General features: G+C 54.7%; 16 protein-coding genes. 8 read left to right on the top strand and 8 right to left on the bottom strand.

Going from position 1 to position 17,224, the window contains the following annotated elements; all coding sequences use genetic code 11:
• Position 1: 1 nt before the first annotated feature.
• Together BFR47_RS13865 and BFR47_RS13860 are read left to right on the top strand one after the other, a co-directional pair.
• A complete protein-coding gene (locus BFR47_RS13865) occupies positions 2-1,102 on the top strand; it encodes an amino acid ABC transporter permease (protein WP_071473612.1) in 1,101 nt (366 codons plus the stop codon).
• 28 nt (positions 1,103-1,130) lie between these two features.
• Positions 1,131-1,883: an amino acid ABC transporter ATP-binding protein gene (locus BFR47_RS13860; protein WP_425434015.1), complete on the top strand. Its 753-nt coding sequence runs from the start codon at positions 1,131-1,133 to the stop codon at positions 1,881-1,883.
• Between the two features lie 58 nt (positions 1,884-1,941).
• Here BFR47_RS13860 and BFR47_RS13855 read toward each other — a convergent pair whose 3' ends face one another.
• The 3 genes from BFR47_RS13855 to exaC all read right to left on the bottom strand — a co-directional run bounded on the left by BFR47_RS13855 (position 1,942) and on the right by exaC (position 5,231).
• Positions 1,942-2,229, bottom strand: coding sequence for an encapsulin-associated ferritin-like protein (locus BFR47_RS13855; protein WP_071473611.1), 288 nt, complete (start codon positions 2,227-2,229; stop codon positions 1,942-1,944).
• A 149-nt stretch (positions 2,230-2,378) separates the two neighbouring features.
• On the bottom strand, positions 2,379-3,530 hold the full coding sequence (gene yiaY / locus BFR47_RS13850) for an L-threonine dehydrogenase (protein WP_071473610.1): 1,152 nt from the start codon (positions 3,528-3,530) through the stop codon (positions 2,379-2,381).
• Positions 3,531-3,713: 183 nt separating this feature from the next.
• On the bottom strand, positions 3,714-5,231 hold the full coding sequence (exaC, locus tag BFR47_RS13845) for an acetaldehyde dehydrogenase ExaC (protein ID WP_071473609.1): 1,518 nt from the start codon (positions 5,229-5,231) through the stop codon (positions 3,714-3,716).
• A gap of 239 nt (positions 5,232-5,470) precedes the next feature.
• Here exaC and BFR47_RS18805 point away from each other — a divergent pair, with 239 nt between their 5' ends.
• Together BFR47_RS18805 and BFR47_RS18800 are read left to right on the top strand one after the other, a co-directional pair.
• Complete coding sequence (locus BFR47_RS18805; protein WP_245748937.1) at positions 5,471-6,637, top strand: sigma-54-dependent Fis family transcriptional regulator; 1,167 nt, start codon at positions 5,471-5,473, stop codon at positions 6,635-6,637.
• A complete protein-coding gene (locus BFR47_RS18800; protein WP_245748936.1) occupies positions 6,583-7,191 on the top strand; it encodes a sigma-54-dependent Fis family transcriptional regulator in 609 nt (202 codons plus the stop codon). The genes BFR47_RS18805 and BFR47_RS18800 overlap by 55 nt, the downstream gene beginning before the upstream one ends.
• Positions 7,192-7,230: 39 nt before the next feature.
• Here the strand turns inward: BFR47_RS18800 and BFR47_RS13835 are convergent, their stop codons facing one another.
• Positions 7,231-7,878 carry a L,D-transpeptidase family protein gene (locus BFR47_RS13835; RefSeq protein ID WP_245748935.1) on the bottom strand — a complete coding sequence of 216 codons (648 nt, stop codon included), beginning with the start codon at positions 7,876-7,878 and terminating at the stop codon, positions 7,231-7,233.
• 236 nt (positions 7,879-8,114) lie between these two features.
• Here BFR47_RS13835 and BFR47_RS13830 point away from each other — a divergent pair, with 236 nt between their 5' ends.
• The 3 genes from BFR47_RS13830 to BFR47_RS13820 all read left to right on the top strand — a co-directional run bounded on the left by BFR47_RS13830 (position 8,115) and on the right by BFR47_RS13820 (position 11,294).
• Positions 8,115-8,381, top strand: coding sequence for a DksA/TraR family C4-type zinc finger protein (locus BFR47_RS13830; RefSeq protein WP_071473607.1), 267 nt, complete (start codon positions 8,115-8,117; stop codon positions 8,379-8,381).
• 208 nt (positions 8,382-8,589) lie between these two features.
• Positions 8,590-9,897 carry a DEAD/DEAH box helicase gene (locus BFR47_RS13825; RefSeq protein WP_071473672.1) on the top strand — a complete coding sequence of 436 codons (1,308 nt, stop codon included), beginning with the start codon at positions 8,590-8,592 and terminating at the stop codon, positions 9,895-9,897.
• Positions 9,898-10,256: 359 nt separating this feature from the next.
• Positions 10,257-11,294, top strand: coding sequence for a LysR substrate-binding domain-containing protein (locus BFR47_RS13820; RefSeq protein ID WP_245748934.1), 1,038 nt, complete (start codon positions 10,257-10,259; stop codon positions 11,292-11,294).
• An 85-nt stretch (positions 11,295-11,379) separates the two neighbouring features.
• Here BFR47_RS13820 and BFR47_RS13815 read toward each other — a convergent pair whose 3' ends face one another.
• The 4 genes from BFR47_RS13815 to BFR47_RS13800 all read right to left on the bottom strand — a co-directional run bounded on the left by BFR47_RS13815 (position 11,380) and on the right by BFR47_RS13800 (position 15,930).
• Positions 11,380-12,432 carry an ornithine cyclodeaminase gene (locus BFR47_RS13815; RefSeq protein ID WP_071473606.1) on the bottom strand — a complete coding sequence of 351 codons (1,053 nt, stop codon included), beginning with the start codon at positions 12,430-12,432 and terminating at the stop codon, positions 11,380-11,382.
• 11 nt (positions 12,433-12,443) lie between these two features.
• Entirely contained in the window at positions 12,444-13,361 is a 918-nt protein-coding gene (locus BFR47_RS13810; RefSeq protein WP_071473605.1) for a DMT family transporter, read from the bottom strand.
• A 194-nt stretch (positions 13,362-13,555) separates the two neighbouring features.
• Positions 13,556-14,965: a YjiH family protein gene (locus BFR47_RS13805; RefSeq protein WP_083399158.1), complete on the bottom strand. Its 1,410-nt coding sequence runs from the start codon at positions 14,963-14,965 to the stop codon at positions 13,556-13,558.
• Between the two features lie 326 nt (positions 14,966-15,291).
• The gene (locus BFR47_RS13800; RefSeq protein ID WP_071473604.1) at positions 15,292-15,930 is read right to left on the bottom strand and encodes a cysteine hydrolase family protein; all 639 of its coding nucleotides are present in this window, start codon (positions 15,928-15,930) and stop codon (positions 15,292-15,294) included.
• A 270-nt stretch (positions 15,931-16,200) separates the two neighbouring features.
• On the opposite strand from BFR47_RS13800, the gene BFR47_RS13795 reads away from it, so the two are divergent.
• Positions 16,201-17,103, top strand: coding sequence for a LysR family transcriptional regulator (locus BFR47_RS13795; protein ID WP_071473603.1), 903 nt, complete (start codon positions 16,201-16,203; stop codon positions 17,101-17,103).
• Positions 17,104-17,224: the final 121 nt, after the last annotated feature.

Raw genomic sequence — 17,224 nt, 5'->3', positions numbered from 1 at the left:
TATGTTCAAAGATACCCTCACCCCACAACGTGCCGCGCCGCTGGCCAGCACCGGTCTGGTCGGCTGGCTGCGCACCAACCTGTTTTCCAGCCCGATCAACAGCATCGCCACCCTGGTCGGGATCTACGTGCTGTACCTGTTGCTGGTGCCAACCATCGACTGGGCCCTGCTCAAGGCCGACTGGACAGGCTCCAGCCGGGACGCCTGTGTCAGTGGCGGCGCCTGCTGGGTGTTTATCGGCAACCGACTGCAGCAGTTCACCTACGGTTTTTATCCCACGGATGAAATCTGGCGCATCAACCTGACCTTCGTGCTGTTCGTGCTGCAACTGCTGTGGCTGGCGCTGCCCAGAATGCCCGCCAAGATGTGGGTGGCACCGTTTCTGATACTGGTATTTCCCTTTATCGCCTACATGCTGCTGTACGGTGGCTGGTTCGACCTGGTCGTGGTGCCCACCCATCGGTGGGGCGGGCTGACCCTGACGTTGATCATCGCCACCGTGGGCATTATCGCGGCCCTGCCCATCGGTACCCTGCTGGCGCTGGGGCGGCGTTCGCACATGCCGATAGTGCGCAGCCTGTCGGTGGTGTTTATCGAATTCTGGCGCGGCGTTCCCTTGATCACGGTGCTGTTCATGTCGTCGGTGATGCTGCCGCTGTTCGTGCCCGAAGAGCTGACGCTGGACAAGCTGGTCCGGGCCATGATCGGCATCGTCTTCTTTCAGTCGGCCTACATGGCGGAAGTGGTCCGGGGCGGCCTGCAGGCCATTCCCAAGGGCCAGAGCGAGGCGGCCTCGGCGCTGGGTCTGAACTACGGCAAGACCATGCTGCTGATCGTGCTACCCCAGGCGCTGAAGATGATGATTCCGGGCATCGTCAACACCTTTATCGCCCTATTCAAGGACACCAGCCTGGTGCTGATCATCGGCCTGTTCGACCTGCTGGCCATCGTGCAGGCCGGCCTGGCCGATCCCAACTGGCTGGGTTATGCCACCGAAGGTTATGTCTTTGCGGCACTGGTGTTCTGGGTATTCTGCTATGGCATGTCCAAGTACAGCCAGTATCTGGAACGCAAGCTGCATACCGGCCACAAGAAACGCTAGCCATAGAACCGTCATTTGGAGCTGAAGAATGGAAACACAAAACAAGGAAGCCATGGTGACGCTGCGTGGCGTGAACAAGTGGTATGGTGACTTTCATGTACTGCGCGATATCGACCTGACCGTCACTAAGGGAGAGCGCATCGTCATCTGCGGCCCCTCGGGTTCCGGCAAGTCGACCCTGATCCGCTGCATCAACCGGCTGGAAGAACATCAGCAGGGCGACATCATAGTGCGGGACACCCCGCTCACCAACGACGTCAAGAATATCGAGACCATCCGCCGGGAAGTAGGCATGGTGTTTCAGCACTTCAACCTGTTCCCGCACCTGACGGTGCTGGAAAACTGCACCCTGGCGCAGATATGGGTACGCAAGACGCCGCGCAAGGAAGCGGAGGAAGTTGCCATGAAGCTGCTGACCCGGGTCAAGATCCAGGATCAGGCCAAAAAATACCCGGGACAACTGTCCGGCGGCCAGCAGCAGCGGGTGGCCATCGCCCGCAGTCTGTGCATGAACCCGGAGATCATGCTGTTTGACGAACCCACCTCGGCGCTGGACCCGGAGATGATCAAGGAAGTGCTGGACGTCATGATCGAACTGGCGGAAGAAGGCATGACCATGATGTGCGTCACCCACGAGATGGGCTTTGCCCGTACGGTGGCGGATCGGGTGATTTTTATGGATGAAGGACAGATCATCGAGGAAAACGATCCCGAGACCTTCTTCCATCATCCGGAGTCGGAACGCACCAAGCTGTTCCTCAGCCAGATTTTGGGACATTAAAATGGGGGGACCGGGGATTCCACTTCCTCATCCCCGGTCCCCACTCACCGGTTGTTAATCAGTGATCGCAGATATCGCCTTTAGTGAACAGATAGTCCTTCAACTCCTTGTCCAGCACCTGATCATGACGGCGTATCCACTCCAGTACCATGGCGGCGTGCTCTTTCTCTTCATCCCGGTTGTGCGCCAGAATCGCCTTTAATTGCGGATCCTTGCAGGCATCGACTCGCTGATTGTACCAGTCCACCGCTTCCAGCTCTTCCATCAGCGAAGTAATGGCCCTGTGCATGTCCCGGGTGTCATCGCTCAGTTCGTCAATGGGCTCATGATAGCCTTCGTTTGCCATGATACGGCTCCTTAAGTGGCGAGAGAATATAACAATTATGGGCTGTTATTCAGTCTGGTCGAAGGGCGGTATTTTGCAAATGACGGCGGGAAAGTGAGCAAGAGGAAAAGGAAGAAAGAAGCCCCGCCGGGTGGCGGGGCTGATGGGTATTAGAAGGCGGCGCGGAAGATGGCGACCACTTCCTCGTGAGTCGGCTGCAGCGGGTTGGTCAGGCCGCAGGCATCCTTCATGGCGTTGCTGGCCAGGGTATCGAAGTCTTCTTCTTTTACCCCCAGACCGGCCAGACCGGCGGGAATGCCCACTTCCTTGGCGAGTGCTTCGATGGCCTCGATGCAACGGGCCGCGCCCTGTTCATGGCTCAGCCCCTGCACATCCAGGCCCATGGCGGCGGCAATGTCGGTCAGACGGGCACTGGCGGCGCGGCTGTTGAAACGCTGCACATGGGGCAGCAGGATGGCGTTACAGACACCATGAGGCAGGTCGTAGAAACCACCCAGCTGATGTGCCATGGCATGCACATAACCCAGAGAGGCGTTATTGAACGCCATGCCGGCCAGCAACTGGGCATAGGCCATCTGGTTGCGGGCGGCCATGTCGCTGCCATCAGCCACCGCCTGCACCAGGTTTTCGCTGATCAGGGTAATCGCCTTCAGCGCGCAGGTATCGGTGATGGGGTTGGCGGCGGTAGACACATAGGCTTCAACCGCATGGGTCAGCGCATCCATGCCGGTGGCGGCAGTCAGGGACTTGGGCATTTTTTTCATCAGCTCGGGATCGTTGACCGACATGACCGGCGTAACATGCTTGTCGACGATGGCCATCTTGATGTGGGTATTTTCATCGGTAATGATGCAGAAACGGGTAATTTCCGAGGCGGTGCCGGCGGTAGTGTTGATGGCCACCAGCGGCAGCTGGGGCTTGGCGGATTGATCGACACCCTCGTAGTCACGAATATCACCGCCGTTGCTGGCCACCAGGGCAATGCCCTTGGCACAGTCGTGGGGTGAACCGCCGCCCAGAGAAATCACGAAATCACAGCCCCGCTCACGCAGCAGCGCCAGGCCCGCTTCCACGTTGCCGGTAGTGGGGTTGGCCTGAACGTCATCGAAGATACTGGCCTGAATGTCTTTGGTGGCCAGCGCCTGTTGCAATTGACCGGCGTAACCCAGCTCGACCAGCGGCTTGTCGGTCACGATCAGGGCGTGGCGGAACCCGGACTGGCTCAACTCGGCCACCGCCTGATCCACGGCGCCGGCGCCAATCACGTTTACCGAAGGCATATAAAAAGTTGCTGTGCTCATTCGTTATTTTCCTTATCAATCCAGAAACAGGTAATTGGTGACTGTTTATCAACAACAGTCTGCTGTTGGCACCACCTACATCGGCAGATCGGGCCCGCTCCATCGGCCAGGCCCGATCAGACCGTCAGGGTAACGGTGCTTTGTTTAACAGGGGTTATCCCAGATCATGGTTGGTCGCTTTAATCAGAAGAAACCAAGCGGATTGCTGTCGTAGCTCACCAGCATGCACTTGGTCAGCTGATAGTGATCCAGCATCATCTTGTGGGTTTCGCGACCGATGCCGGATTTCTTGTAACCACCGAAAGCCGCGTGGGCCGGATAGGCGTGATAGCAGTTCATCCAGATACGGCCGGCCTGAATGCCCCGGGCCATGCGATAAGCGCGATTGGTATCCCGGGTCCAGACCCCGGCACCCAGCCCAAATTCGGTGTCGTTGGCCATGGCCAGCGCCTCGGCTTCGTCCTTGAAGGTGGTTACCCCCACTGCCGGACCGAAAATTTCCTCCTGGAATACTCGCATCTTGTTGTTTCCCTGGAAGATGGTCGGCTGAATATAGAAGCCGTTTTCCAGCCCGCCGACCAGGTTTGCCTGTCCGCCCAGCAGCATTTGTGCGCCTTCGCTTCTGCCAATTTCCATATAGCTCAGGATCTTGTCGAACTGCTCGCGGGAGGCCTGGGCCCCGACCTGGGTCTCGGTATCCAGCGGGTTGCCCTGTTTGATCTGGCGTGCACGCACCAGTACCCGTTCCATGAACTCATCGAAGATGCTCTCGTGTACCAGCGCCCGGGACGGACAGGTGCAGACTTCCCCCTGATTGAAAAAAGTCAGCAGCATGCCTTCGATGCACTTGTCGACAAACTCCGGCTCATAACGCAGCACGTCTTCGAAGAAGATATTGGGTGACTTGCCGCCCAGCTCGACGGTAGAAGGGATCAACCGCTCCGCCGCCGCCTTCAGCACATGCTGACCGACCGGAGTAGAGCCGGTAAACGCCAGCTTGGCGATGCCCGGATGGCGCAGAATCGCCTCACCCGCTTCCTGGCCCACGCCATTGACCACGTTGATCACGCCGGGCGGCAGCAGATCACCGATCAGCTCCATCAGCACCAGAATGGAAGCCGGGGTCTGTTCGGCGGGCTTGAGTACGGTACAGCAACCCGAGGCCAGCACCGGCGCCAGCTTCCAGGCCGCCATCAACAACGGGAAGTTCCAGGGAATGATCTGCCCCACTACCCCCACCGGCTCCTGGAAGTGATAGGCGGCGGTAGTGGCATCCAGCTCGGCGGCCGATCCTTCCTGAGCGCGAATGGCGCCGGCAAAATATCGGAAATGATCCACCACCAGTGGAATGTCGGCGGCCAGGGTTTCGCGTACCGCCTTGCCGTTGTCCCAGGTTTCAGCCACGGCCAGCATTTCAATATTCTGCTCGATACGGTCGGCGATGCGCAGCATCACATTGGCCCGCTCGGCCACCGCGGTTTTACTCCAGCTCACAAAGGCCTGTTGCGCCGCCTGCACCGCCAGATCCACATCTGCGGCATCGGAACGTGGCACTTCGCAGAATACGGCGCCGTTAACCGGTGAAACGTTTTCCATATAACGGCCATTTACCGGCTCGCGCCATTCACCACCGATAAAGTTCTGATAGCGGGGCTTGAAGTTGACCACGGCACCGACTTGTCCTGGTTGCTGATAAATCATACTGGCTCTCCTTGCGGTAAAATAAGTGATTGACGTTAACGCTAAGCAGCGCTTCCCACAGAGAGTTGCAAAGTCGATGCCAGTTGCGGCAGATCATGTAAACAAAGCAACAAACCCGTTACATTGACGACACCGACAGGCTACCCTAAGAAGATTATTTCCGCGGTTGGCAATCAAGGTGTCCAATTGAGGGACAGGGTGTTCAGTACAGGTGTTCAGTTTCTTGACAGGTAACCATCATGACCATTACGACCATGCTTCATCAGACTCAGGATCGGCATTTACTTGAACGTTCATGGCAACGTAGCCGGGATTACGGCCTGATCCGGCACAGCCACTTTGCCCCCCTCTGCCTGTCCCAGCAGGATTTTCAACAAAAACAGCAGCAGCATGCGCGATTGCTGCGTTACCTCAACGCCAGCCTGCCGTTGTTCGAACAGTTGCAGCAAGGCCGTCGTTGCCGGCTGCTGTTCGCCGATGCCGAGGGCACCATACTGTTTAGCGCCGGTGACCCTTACTTCGGCAACAAGGCGCAGAAAATGGCGCTGGCCAGTGGCGCCAGCTGGCACGAACAGAACATGGGCACCAATGCTATCGGCACCGCCCTCAACGAACAGAAGGAGGTCAGCATACTGGGGCAACAGCATTTTCTGGCCGCCAACCACGGCATCAGCTGCAGCGCCAGTCCGATCGTGTCCCCGTCCGGCGAACTGCTGGGGGTGATCGATATTTCCAGCGAGATGGGCGAGCACTGCCAGGACATGCTGCTGACGGCCCGGCTGATGGCATTGTCGGTAGAAAATGCACTGGTGATGAACCAGCAGGATACCCACTGGATCCTCAATCTGGCCCCCGATGCGGGCAGCCTGCAACAACCCTGGTCCGGCATTATTGCCCTGCGTGAAGACGGCGAATTGCTGGGGGCCAACCGCAGTGCCCGTAACTGGCTGAAAGAACTCGACATTCCCAACCTGCTAAACGGACTGAAACAGGGCGAACTCACGCCGCTGGGTCAGGGCATGGCCCTGCTCAGCCGCCAGAAGGTACCGCGCCCTCCTGCCGCCGTCCCCGCCGACACGACCCGCAGCAAGTCTGAAAGCACGGCACTCAAGCTGATGGCCCGCCAGATCCCGCTGCTGATCCAGGGCGAGACCGGCACCGGCAAGGATCACCTGGTACGCCGTCTGCACCAGGGCTGCAGCCGTTCTTCTGGTCCGCTGGTGGCAGTCAACTGCGGTGCCCTGCCAGCCGAACTGCTCGAAGCCGAGCTGTTCGGCTACCAGCCGGGGGCCTTTACCGGCGGCAGCAAACAGGGCGCCCCGGTTATATCCGCGCCGCTCACGGTGGTATTTTGTTTCTGGATGAAATTGGCGAGCTGCCGCTGGCGGCTCAGACCCGACTACTGAGAGTACTGCAGGAAAAAACCGTGACCCCGCTGGGCAGCCATCTACCGGAGGCGGTGGACTTTCAGCTGATTGCCGCCAGTCATCGGGATCTGGCTATCATGGTCGAACGAGGTGAGTTTCGTCAGGATCTGTATTTTCGCATGAACGGCTTTTCCCTGACCTTGCCGCCGCTGCGGGAGTATACCGATGATGACTTTACCCGGCTGCTGCACAACTTGCTGAGCGAGTTGCAGCAAGACGATATCGTATTGGATGAGGCGGTACGCCAGAGGCTGCAGGCATACTCCTGGCCGGGCAATATTCGCCAGCTGAAGCAGCTGCTGGAAGTCGCGACCGTGCTGGCCGAGGGGAACCGGATAAGCCTGGAACATCTGCCCGAGCTGCCGACATTCAACAGCCCGGCACCGACAAACCAGGACCTGAAAACGCATGGCGATCAATTGATAGAGCAGACGCTGAAGGAATGCAACGGCAACGTCAGCGCCGCCGCACGCCGCCTGAATCTGAGCCGGACCACCATCTATGCCCGGCTCAAGGCACTCAGAGACGGTTAATCCCCGCTCTGACGTTCCGGGTTACCATTAGCCGGTCACTCAGATATCGCCTTTGGGGTATTTGGCGAACTCGCGGGAAATATCGGCATACAACTCGACCGCCCACAAGGGCAGATTGGAAGCAAAACCGTCCAGCGGCTGACGCCGTGGGTCATGGGGCGCAATCACCACCGAGGCCCGATCGGTACCTATGGTGTTTACCAGCACAAACAGCTCCTCCACCGCAATATCGCCGATGGCCAAACAGCCACTGGACTCGGCCTTGCCGTGGATATAGATATCGCCGCCGGGATTGGTACGTCCTTCCTTCGCGGCTCGCATCAGATCATAGGAATTCGGATAATTCAGCCGCATCGACAGGTGAAACTGACTGTTGGGGTTAAGATGAGTGATGCGATAGATCCCTTCGGGGACCTGCTTGTCCCCTTCGCGCAGCTTGGGGCCGGGACCACCGCTGGCCTTGCGAATAGGATAGCTGCGAATAAAGGCAAAATCCCCGTCGTTGCGGGCCCACAGCTCCAGGGCTTTTTCTTCCTTGGTGGCCAGCAGCACGATGTCTTTGGGTGGGTAAGTCACTTCGGCCCGCATGAAATATGGCTTCATACGTATTTCGGCCAGAGGACCATAATCCGCCAGCACATTCTCTATGGTGCCATTATAATTGGCGGTGACCGGGGTTGAATTCACTAAAGTAGCCAAAAGCAGGGTTGAGACAGTGAATCCAGTTAAAAGACGCATAAGTGATAATAAACCCAAACCGGAATGATACTCTAATCATAGCCCGAGCCGGGGGGTGTTGTAATCTGATACCACCAAATAAGTCGTCCGATGAGGGGCGATAAGGATATGATGGTGAGCCCTATCATGGCTCACAGCGGGCAGCAACACATGGTCGGATTGTCAGGTAAAAGGAGGAAGATACGATGGCCGGAGGCTGGGCTCGGGATGGAGCCGTTCAGGATCAGATAGATGCCAGCGTGGCAGACGCGGTACAGGATGCCAGAAGCCACCTGAATGGTGGCGAAAGTCTGAGCCACTGCGAGGAATGTGACGCCCCCATTCCCGAGGCGCGCCGCAAGGCGGTGCCGGGCGTGCGGCTGTGCATCGCGTGTCAGGCCGGGCAGGAAAAGCAGCGCAAGGCGGTAGACGGCGTCAATCGCCGCGGCAGTAAAGACAGTCAACTGAGGTAAGGTTTGAGCGGACCACGCCGTGTCGGGTCATTACTTCTGGCCAAAAGTTCTATACAATAGACGCCCTTTTTCTTCTTTTCCCGGTTAACTCTCACCACTGGCACCCTGAGTTGACTCATTACACACCCGGAGCAGCACGTTGGCGCAACAACCCGAACAGTTTAAAGATTTTGGTCTGGATTCCCGTCTCTTAACCGCATTGGATCACATGGGTTTCAACACCCCCACCGAGATCCAGGACAGGGCCATTCCGGTGATACTGACCGGCCATGATCTGATCGCGTCCTCCAAAACCGGCTCCGGCAAGACCCTGGCCTTCCTGCTGCCGGCCATTCATCGCCTGATGAAAACAAGGGCGCTGAGCAAGCGCGATCCGCGCGCGCTGATCCTGGCGCCCACCCGCGAGCTGGCCAAGCAGGTATATGTGCAGCTGCGCTCGCTCACCAGTGGCAGCTCCATCAACATCGCCCTGGTGCTGGGTGGCGAAAACTTCAACGACCAGATCAAGGCGCTGCGCAAAGAGCCCCATATTATCGTGGCCACTCCGGGCCGGCTGGCCAACCACCTGGATGCCCGCTCGCTGATGCTGGGTGGCCTGGAGCTGCTGATCATGGACGAGGCCGATCGCATGCTGGATCTGGGCTTCGCCAAGGAGCTGAACCAGATCAACGAGGCCGCCGATCACCGCCGTCGCCAGACGCTGATGTTCTCGGCCACCCTGGACCACGCCGAAGTGAACGAGATGGCCGACAAGCTGCTCAAGTCCCCCAAGCGGGTGGCGGTGGGCGCGGCCAACGCCGAGCATCTGGATATCGAAAAGCGCTTTTATCTGTGTGACCACCTGGACCACAAGCAGGCACTGTTGCAGCACATTCTCGCCACCGAAAGCTACCAGCAGGCCATTATCTTCACCGCCACCCGGCCCGATACCGAGCGACTGGCGGCCCTGCTACAGGAGCAGGGGCTGAGCACCGCCGCCCTCAGTGGCGACATGAGCCAGGCCGAGCGCAACCGCATCATGGACAGCTTCAGCCGTGGCCAGCAGAAGGTGCTGATCACCACCGACGTGGCCTCGCGCGGGCTGGACCTGCTGCAGGTATCGCTGGTGGTCAACTTCGACATGCCCAAGCAGGCAGAAGAATACGTGCATCGCATCGGTCGTACCGGTCGCGCCGGCGCCAAGGGCACCGCCATGTCGCTGGTGGGCCCAAAGGACTGGGATGCCTTCAAGCGGGTCGAGCGCTTCCTGCAGCAGGATATCGGCTTCGTGACCATCGAAGGGCTGGCAGGCAAGTTCAAGGGCATAAAACCCGCAGCCAGAAAATTCGGCCCCAAGGGCGCCGCGAACCCGGCCGCCAAGGGGGCCGGCTACAAGGGCAAGGCAAGTCGCAAGCCGGCCGGCAAGCCCGTCAAGGCACTGAAAGATCGCAGCGACCGACTGCCAACCGGCACCGGCTTGGGCTCCGACGACGGCATGGCGCCGCTGAAGCGCAAGAAGCCGACCAGCAACGACTGAATCCCGCCATCCAATCAGGCGTGGTAACAACAGGCCGGAGCGCACCAGCGCCCCGGCCTTTTTGTTGCTGTGCCGTCGCCCCCTCGCGTAGCTGTCACTTCAGTTGGCAGGCCCTGCAACGCAGGGCAACACAAAACACCCGACATGTTCAGACATGACGCCGTATCCCAGTCGCCAGCAGGTTTACGCCGCATGAACGGACGCCTACGGGTGGTTATCTTCACACCGATCTTGGCGCAATCACCCGGTGGCAGCCAAAAGCCCGGCCAGATTCGTCGGTTTTTCCTTGCCGGGGCTTTCATTTATTAATTTAATGTTAATAATGCTGTCATTAACTTATAAAATGATGGTATTTCAGGATGAAAAATCTGCCCACGGATCTGCTGCGCACCTTTGTTACCATCAGTCAGCTGGGGGGCTTTACTCAGGCCGGTGAACGGCTGGGCCGCTCGCAACCCGCCGTCAGCCTGCAGGTAAAGCGGCTGGAAGAGCTGCTCGATATCCGGCTGTTTCATCGCGCCAGCGGTCTGCAGCTGACTGAAGAGGGTCAGTTGCTGCTGGGTTATGCCCAGAAGATGCTGGATTTGAACGATACGGTCGTCTCTCGGCTGGATTCACCCAAGGTCAGCGGCTCGGTACGGCTGGGTATTCCCAACGATTTCGAAGTCTCGTTTCTGGCCACCACCATTGGCCGTTTTTCTCAGGCCTACCCCAACGTGACTCTGGATGTGAGCAGCGACATCAGTGCCAACCTGCTGCATGACTATGGTCAGGGCGAATACGATCTGGTGATGGCGATAGAAGAAAGCAATCAACCTCATCCCCGGCTGACCGATTACATCACAGAGCCCCTGGTATGGGTACGCAGCAACAATCTGATGCTGGAGCCGGACGCGCCACTGCCACTGATCCTCTATCCCAAGGGTTGTCTGTATCGCAAGTCGATCCTCAACGCCCTGACCCAGGCCAACCAGCCCTGGCGCATCGTGTACAGCACCTCCAGCCTGTTGGGGATCCATGCCGCCGTCAAGGCGGGGCTGGGGATCAGCGCCTTGTCCAGAAGCACGGTCCCCGAAGCTGGAAGCCTCGACCAGCTATGCCCCCTGCCCTCCCCTTGGCAACCTGTCCATCGGCTTCAGTTACGACCCCAACCAGCTCACCCCGGCCTCGCGCATGCTGCTCGACTACCTCAAGCACGGGCTCAGCGCACTCTGAACCCGCTGCCGCAGATAGCCAGGCTCAGGAACTCAGGCGCTGGGTCCAGAACTGGCAAAACAGCTCGCTCAGACCACCGGCATTCTTCAGCGTCATCCACAGAAAAGCCCGGAAGAACCGGGCCTTGTCATTTCGTCATGTTCATTCTGCCAAGTGGTGATATCAGCAGCTCCACCCCATGACCTGGATGCCTTCGGGCGGGTCGAGCCTACCCTGTCATGGTTGAGCACATCGGAGCCGGAAACACCGCATTAATCAGAAACAAGGTTAACCTGTATATTTCTGGACCATGCCGAAGAGATTACGTGTATCCACCGGGTCGGCCAGAAAATCAAGCTCAACATAATGCCCGGTGCGTTCCAACTGCGCTCTTATATAACGCAAGGCAGAGAAATCCTCGGTGGCAAACCCGACACCGTCAAAGACGGTAATCTGATCGGCTGTCTGCCTTCCTTCGGCCTGCCCGGTGATGACTTGCCACATCTCGGTTACCGGGTGATTTTTATCAAGTTGCTGAATATCACCTTCTATTCGGGTTTGAGGCGTGTACTCAACAAAGATATCCGAACGCTGCAATATCTCTTTCTGCAGCTCCGTTTTTCCCGGGCAATCTCCCCCGATGGCATTCACATGGACACCCGCCGGGACCATGTCATCGGTCAGGATAGTTGCATATCTTTTATCCGCCGTACAAGTGGTAATAATGTCCACACCTTCGACGGCAGCCTTTGCCGTTGAGCAGGGAATAACATTCAGCCCCAGGTCTCTAAGATTGGTGGCTGCTTTTTCGGTGGCAGCAGGATCAATATCATAAAGCTTTACTGTCTCTACACCGCATATTTTCTTAAATGCCAGCGCCTGAAACTCACACTGGGCACCATTACCTATCATGCCCATGACTTTCGATGATTTAGGCGCCAGATACTTCGCCATCAGTGCAGATGTTGCTGCCGTGCGCAATGCTGTCAATATGGTCATTTCTGACAGCAGGACCGGGTAGCCGTTGTTAACATTGGACAGCACCCCAAAGGCTGTCACTGTTTGAAATCCTTCTGCCTGGTTCTTGGGGTGCCCATTCACATATTTAAAAGAATATATTTCACTATCCGCTGTCGGCATCAATTCGATCACGCCAACATCCGAGTGGGAAGCGACCCGAGGAGTGCGGTCAAACTGCTCCCACCTCTTGAAGTCTTCCTCAATATAATGAGAGAGTTCAAGCAGCAGTGTTTCAACTCCAATGTCTCTTATGATATTCATCATATTTTCGACACTGACAAAAGGTACCATAGCAAGTTTGGAAGGAGAACGATACATCATAAAAACTCCAATTAATTTGACGGGTTTCTAATAGAGGCTCCGCTCATAAATGAGACGGCAGCGCCGGAAATAAATATTACAACAATACCTAAAATGGCTAATATGTTTGTCTCTTGCCCCCAGATAATAAAGGTCCACAGAGCTGCAAATACTAAAAAAGAATACTCAAAAACAGAAACCTGAGCAGCATCACCTATACGGTAGGCCTGCGTAATCAAGGAAACAGCGATAACCGAACAAATCGCCTGGCCCAGGGTCAGCAGCAAATACATAGGTGTAGGCCTGTTCCAGCCACTGAGCAGAAAATTCTCGCTTCCTCCCGCCACCGGCCAAATTGTAAAAACAGTCAGCATGATAAAGCTGATGACTCCCAGGGTGACAAACACTCCCACGGCCAATGTGAGCGCAGACTCTTCCGCACACCAGTGCCGGGTTGCCAGCATGCCCAGGCCATAAAAAGCCCCTGCTGTCAGCGGAAGAACAGACAGCACCGACAGATCGGTCATATCTGGCTGCAACAACATTAGTGCACCCGCGAAACCGATTGAAATAATAATGACTTGGCGAAACCTGATCTTGGTGCCGAATACAACGGCAGAAAAAATAAGGACCCAAATTGGTGAGCTGAATAATCCAGCCCCAGCTTGTGCTACCGGTAAAAAACCCAAAGCAGCAAAATAGATAAGCAGCCCCGTAGACACGGCCAGGCTACGTAACACCGTCATTTTTAAATCCACCACTCGTAATGACAGATTAAAAAAACTTGCCAAGACAAGAAGAACAGGAATGGCGAAACACGACCTGATCAGGTTGAACTGCCAAAGTCCAGCTTCTGCCGATACCATTGAGACAAAATTATCACTGAAGCTTAACACTGCCGTAGACACCAACGCTAGCAAGGCAGCATTAAGGTTTCTGTTGTTAGTCATCGTCGAAGCTTCCTAAAACAAGATTAATTATTTATAGCGAATTTATTTTAAATGAGCGCATCGGTTCAATCGGAACTCCCCCTCGCATACCAGATATGGTATGCGAGGGACTATTGGTGCAGACCCGATCTTAACCAGGAACCATTTCAAAAAACATTAAATCTCACTCAGCCAGAATAATTCCGGCGCAGAACTCAAACAACAAACAGATGACCAAGCGCAGTCATGACCGGCAGAGAAATAATCAATCTGATAAGCCAAATCGCAAACAGATGGAGAATATTAAGACCAATATTTGCTTTCAGGATAATAATTGCCACTTCAGTCAGATAGATAATTCCATTTACCGCGACACCCGCAATAACAAACCGTGTCAACTCACTCTCGATATCTTCGGCCAGTATTACCGGCATTAATAAGTCGATGAACCCTGTCATAATGGCTGTGGCTGCCACAGAAGCTTCCGGCAGTTGCAGCAGCTCGAGATATGGCACCAGCGGTGTCGCCAAAAACTGTATCACGGTTGTATATTTTATTATCGACAGTCCGATAACACCCAGGAGCATCATGGCCGGATAAATAGTAATGGCCACATCGGTTGCGGCATGGATACCGTTCATGACCTGCCTGGCTGGAGATTCGGCCCTGTCTGCACGCTCCACTCCCCGCCGAACCGCCCACCTCAAGTGACTTTCATTCTCCCCTTGGCTAGATCCCTGTGACGCATTGCTCCTGTTGGAGAAATAGGTATTGGGTACATTTTTAAGTGGTATCAGTCGGGGGACTATCATGGCGCATACAACACCTGATACCGCTACCGAAAAGTACCAGGAAAAAAACACATGCTCCATACTGACGAACTTCAGTACAATATATGAAAAAGCAATAGAGACAATGGAATAACTGCTCGCAATAACGGCAGCTTCACGTTTGGTATAATACCCATTGCGATACTGCTGGGTCGTCAGGATGACACCCACTGTAGAATCGGATAACCATGAAGTCAGGCAATCGATGGCGGCACGACCCGGCAAGCCGAAAATACGACTGAAAATCTTATGCACCAGCACACTGATAAACTCCATCAGGCCATAATCAGTCAAGAGCGGAAGCAGTACCGAGCTGACAAAAAACATAGCCAGAACCACAGGTGCCACATCATACAGCAGTACCCCGCCAGTATCCCTGTCCCATATCCATTCGGGACCAACTTGAAAATAAACCAGCAACATGGTTGCGGCACCAAGCAAACGTATTATCGTCCACTTCATACCGGGGTTTAACAGTTGAAGAAAACGGTTATCTATTGCTTTAAGTCGCGAGTTAAAGCTGACAACGGCGGTTAATATTGACGGAATAACAGCAACTGCAACCGACACTTCCAACATATAAGGTTTAATAAAACCATTAATTAACTCTATAAGGTAAACAATGGGGATCATCAAACTGCCATTTATAACAACCGGCGTCATAAACATCATGACGCCCATCAAAGATGGAATGATAAAGCGAAGTAGTCTGGCTTTTGACATTGGTTGATTGGCAGTTCCTGTGGAATCGAATATATCCACACTTGCACCATATGATTCTTTTTCTAGTTCCATCTCTCTGATCCTTGTCTTTTTAGACCTGCTTATTGACCCGGCAGCGATTGTCGTTGTCGGCATGCCTGAACTATATAAACACAGTCAGATACTGCCGACACATACCATCACCAGCTCAACAACAGTGGCTTGATTCATACATTATCAGCATATACATCATTAATTCAGGTGCGAGCCTGGATTGAAGCCAAATGAAACTCTGGCTTCAGAATAGACTTCCGAGCGACGCACCTTATTGCTGGACAAACTCACCGCGTGTTACTGTCGCACTCAATACGTATTCGCACTATCCCCTTGAGTTATCAAACCTTGAAATGTAATTAACCTTAACCATTTACGGCGATATCGGATCGACATGTGAGATCCATCGACTGAAGGACTTCATCCAGTGAACGTATCGCTCCTGTTTGCAGATACTCCATGGCATTTAGGGATGCATTGTGTGCCTCGATACTCGAGCCGGCAACACAATCCTCAATCACGCGACAAAAGTAATCCGACTGGTGCCCATCGACGAATGTATAGTGAACGCATACATCTGTCAGCCCACCGGTCAGGATCAAGGTGTCGACCTTCAACCCGCGTAGCAGAATTTCGAAATCGGTACCAAAAAATGCCGAGTAACGTCGTTTCTGAATATGGTAATCATCTGGTTGAAAACCAAGCACCTCTTTTGCCAACTCGGTTTCCGGGTTATTGTCCAGACAATGTACATCTTCACTGCCATCCAGCTCTCTTCCCATATCAACCAGGTTAGCCCGGTGAATTTCCTGAATGAAAATAACGGGAATATCACACTCACGCGCCTTGTCGATGGCCACTCTGGTTCTTGCCATACGTTTGTCGTAATCAGGCATATGGGCAATAGATCTGACTTCTTTCTCTACGAAAGTGCTGCCCTGAATATCTATAACAATCAATGCCGCACGACCTTCAATAAGATTACGTTTCTTGGTAGTAGTCATTTTTATGTCAATCCCTATATACTGCGACGGTTATGTAAACGTGAAACATAGTGAGGTGCGATATCAAGCTGCACCTCATCATTAATAAAACCTTCAAAATTAATGCTTTCAAGAAAAGTCACTTGTGCAACACAAGTGCTATCTACTCTTATTTACGTTTGCCTCTATGAGCGTATTCCTCATTGCTGTTGTCATATCTTAGTCACACTGAAGGCAGCTGAAAATTAGATAGATCTTGCTCTCAGCGAAGGTTTTAACTATGCTGAGCCGATGAACAGCTCCCTTAGACACTTGAATTCGCTACGAGCCTTCGAAGCCGCAGCCAGGCACTGCAGCTTTGCCAAGGCCGCACAGGAACTCAACGTCAGCCACAGTGTTGTCAGTCAGCACATCAAGAACCTCGAACTCTGGTTTGGTACCAAGCTTTTCGTCAGATACGGCAATCGTATCGAGCTCAGTGACGACGGTCGTATGCTGATGCCCCAGGTAGCAAATGGATTCCAGATCCTGAGAGATGCATGTGAGAGTCTGCTTCATCAGAACCAGACGGGAACGGTCACCGTGTGTGCCGAGCCGGCCATTGCATCACGGTGGCTAAGAAGGAAAATTACAGAGTTCTGCGGCGAGTACCCAAGAATCGAGGTTGATCTCAAACCGGTCTGGACCCCTCTGGTGACAGGAGATCCATCTTCCAGCATTGTCATTCATTTCGAGGAGCGAATTCCCGCCAACTCAACCTCTCAGCAGCGATGGTTTCCGATTGATGGCTTTCCTGCCTGCTCACCCGAGCTTTACAAAAAAATAGTGTATGCAGATGCTGTTGCCCTCTTCTACGACCTGCCACTGCTCCACGACAGCGGAAGACAGACCTGGCAGCAGTGGTTTTCGAAGTATCTTCCGGAGCGTAGAGAGTGGGAGAAAGGCAAGGTATATTCCGACTTGTCGCTGGCCATCGATGCGGCAGTGGACGGCGAAGGAATCATATTGGCGGACAACATCATTTGCAGAAAAGAAATCGAATCAGGCTCGCTGGTCAGGCTTGATAACCGGGCCATTCGCTGCACCTGGTACAGCGTGGCCACTGATAACAACAAGATGCAACATCCCCCTGTTGCAACCTTTCAGAGCTGGTTAATGGAACAGTTTGCCAACATCGACTTTGGCGCCTCCTGAACCCGACCTCATGCGCTGTGGGCGTATAGCTGACATCGTTCACCCAGAGGCAGATCGTGCTTCTGGCGTGAACTGATGAATGGCAGCAAGTACCTGGTCGCATTACATAAATCATCCGATG

It is taken from the genome of Oceanisphaera psychrotolerans (assembly GCF_001870485.1).
Classification (GTDB): domain Bacteria; phylum Pseudomonadota; class Gammaproteobacteria; order Enterobacterales; family Aeromonadaceae; genus Oceanimonas; species Oceanimonas psychrotolerans.
The sequence above is the reverse complement of the archived record's forward strand: the minus strand, read 5'-3'. Positions and strand labels throughout refer to the sequence as shown.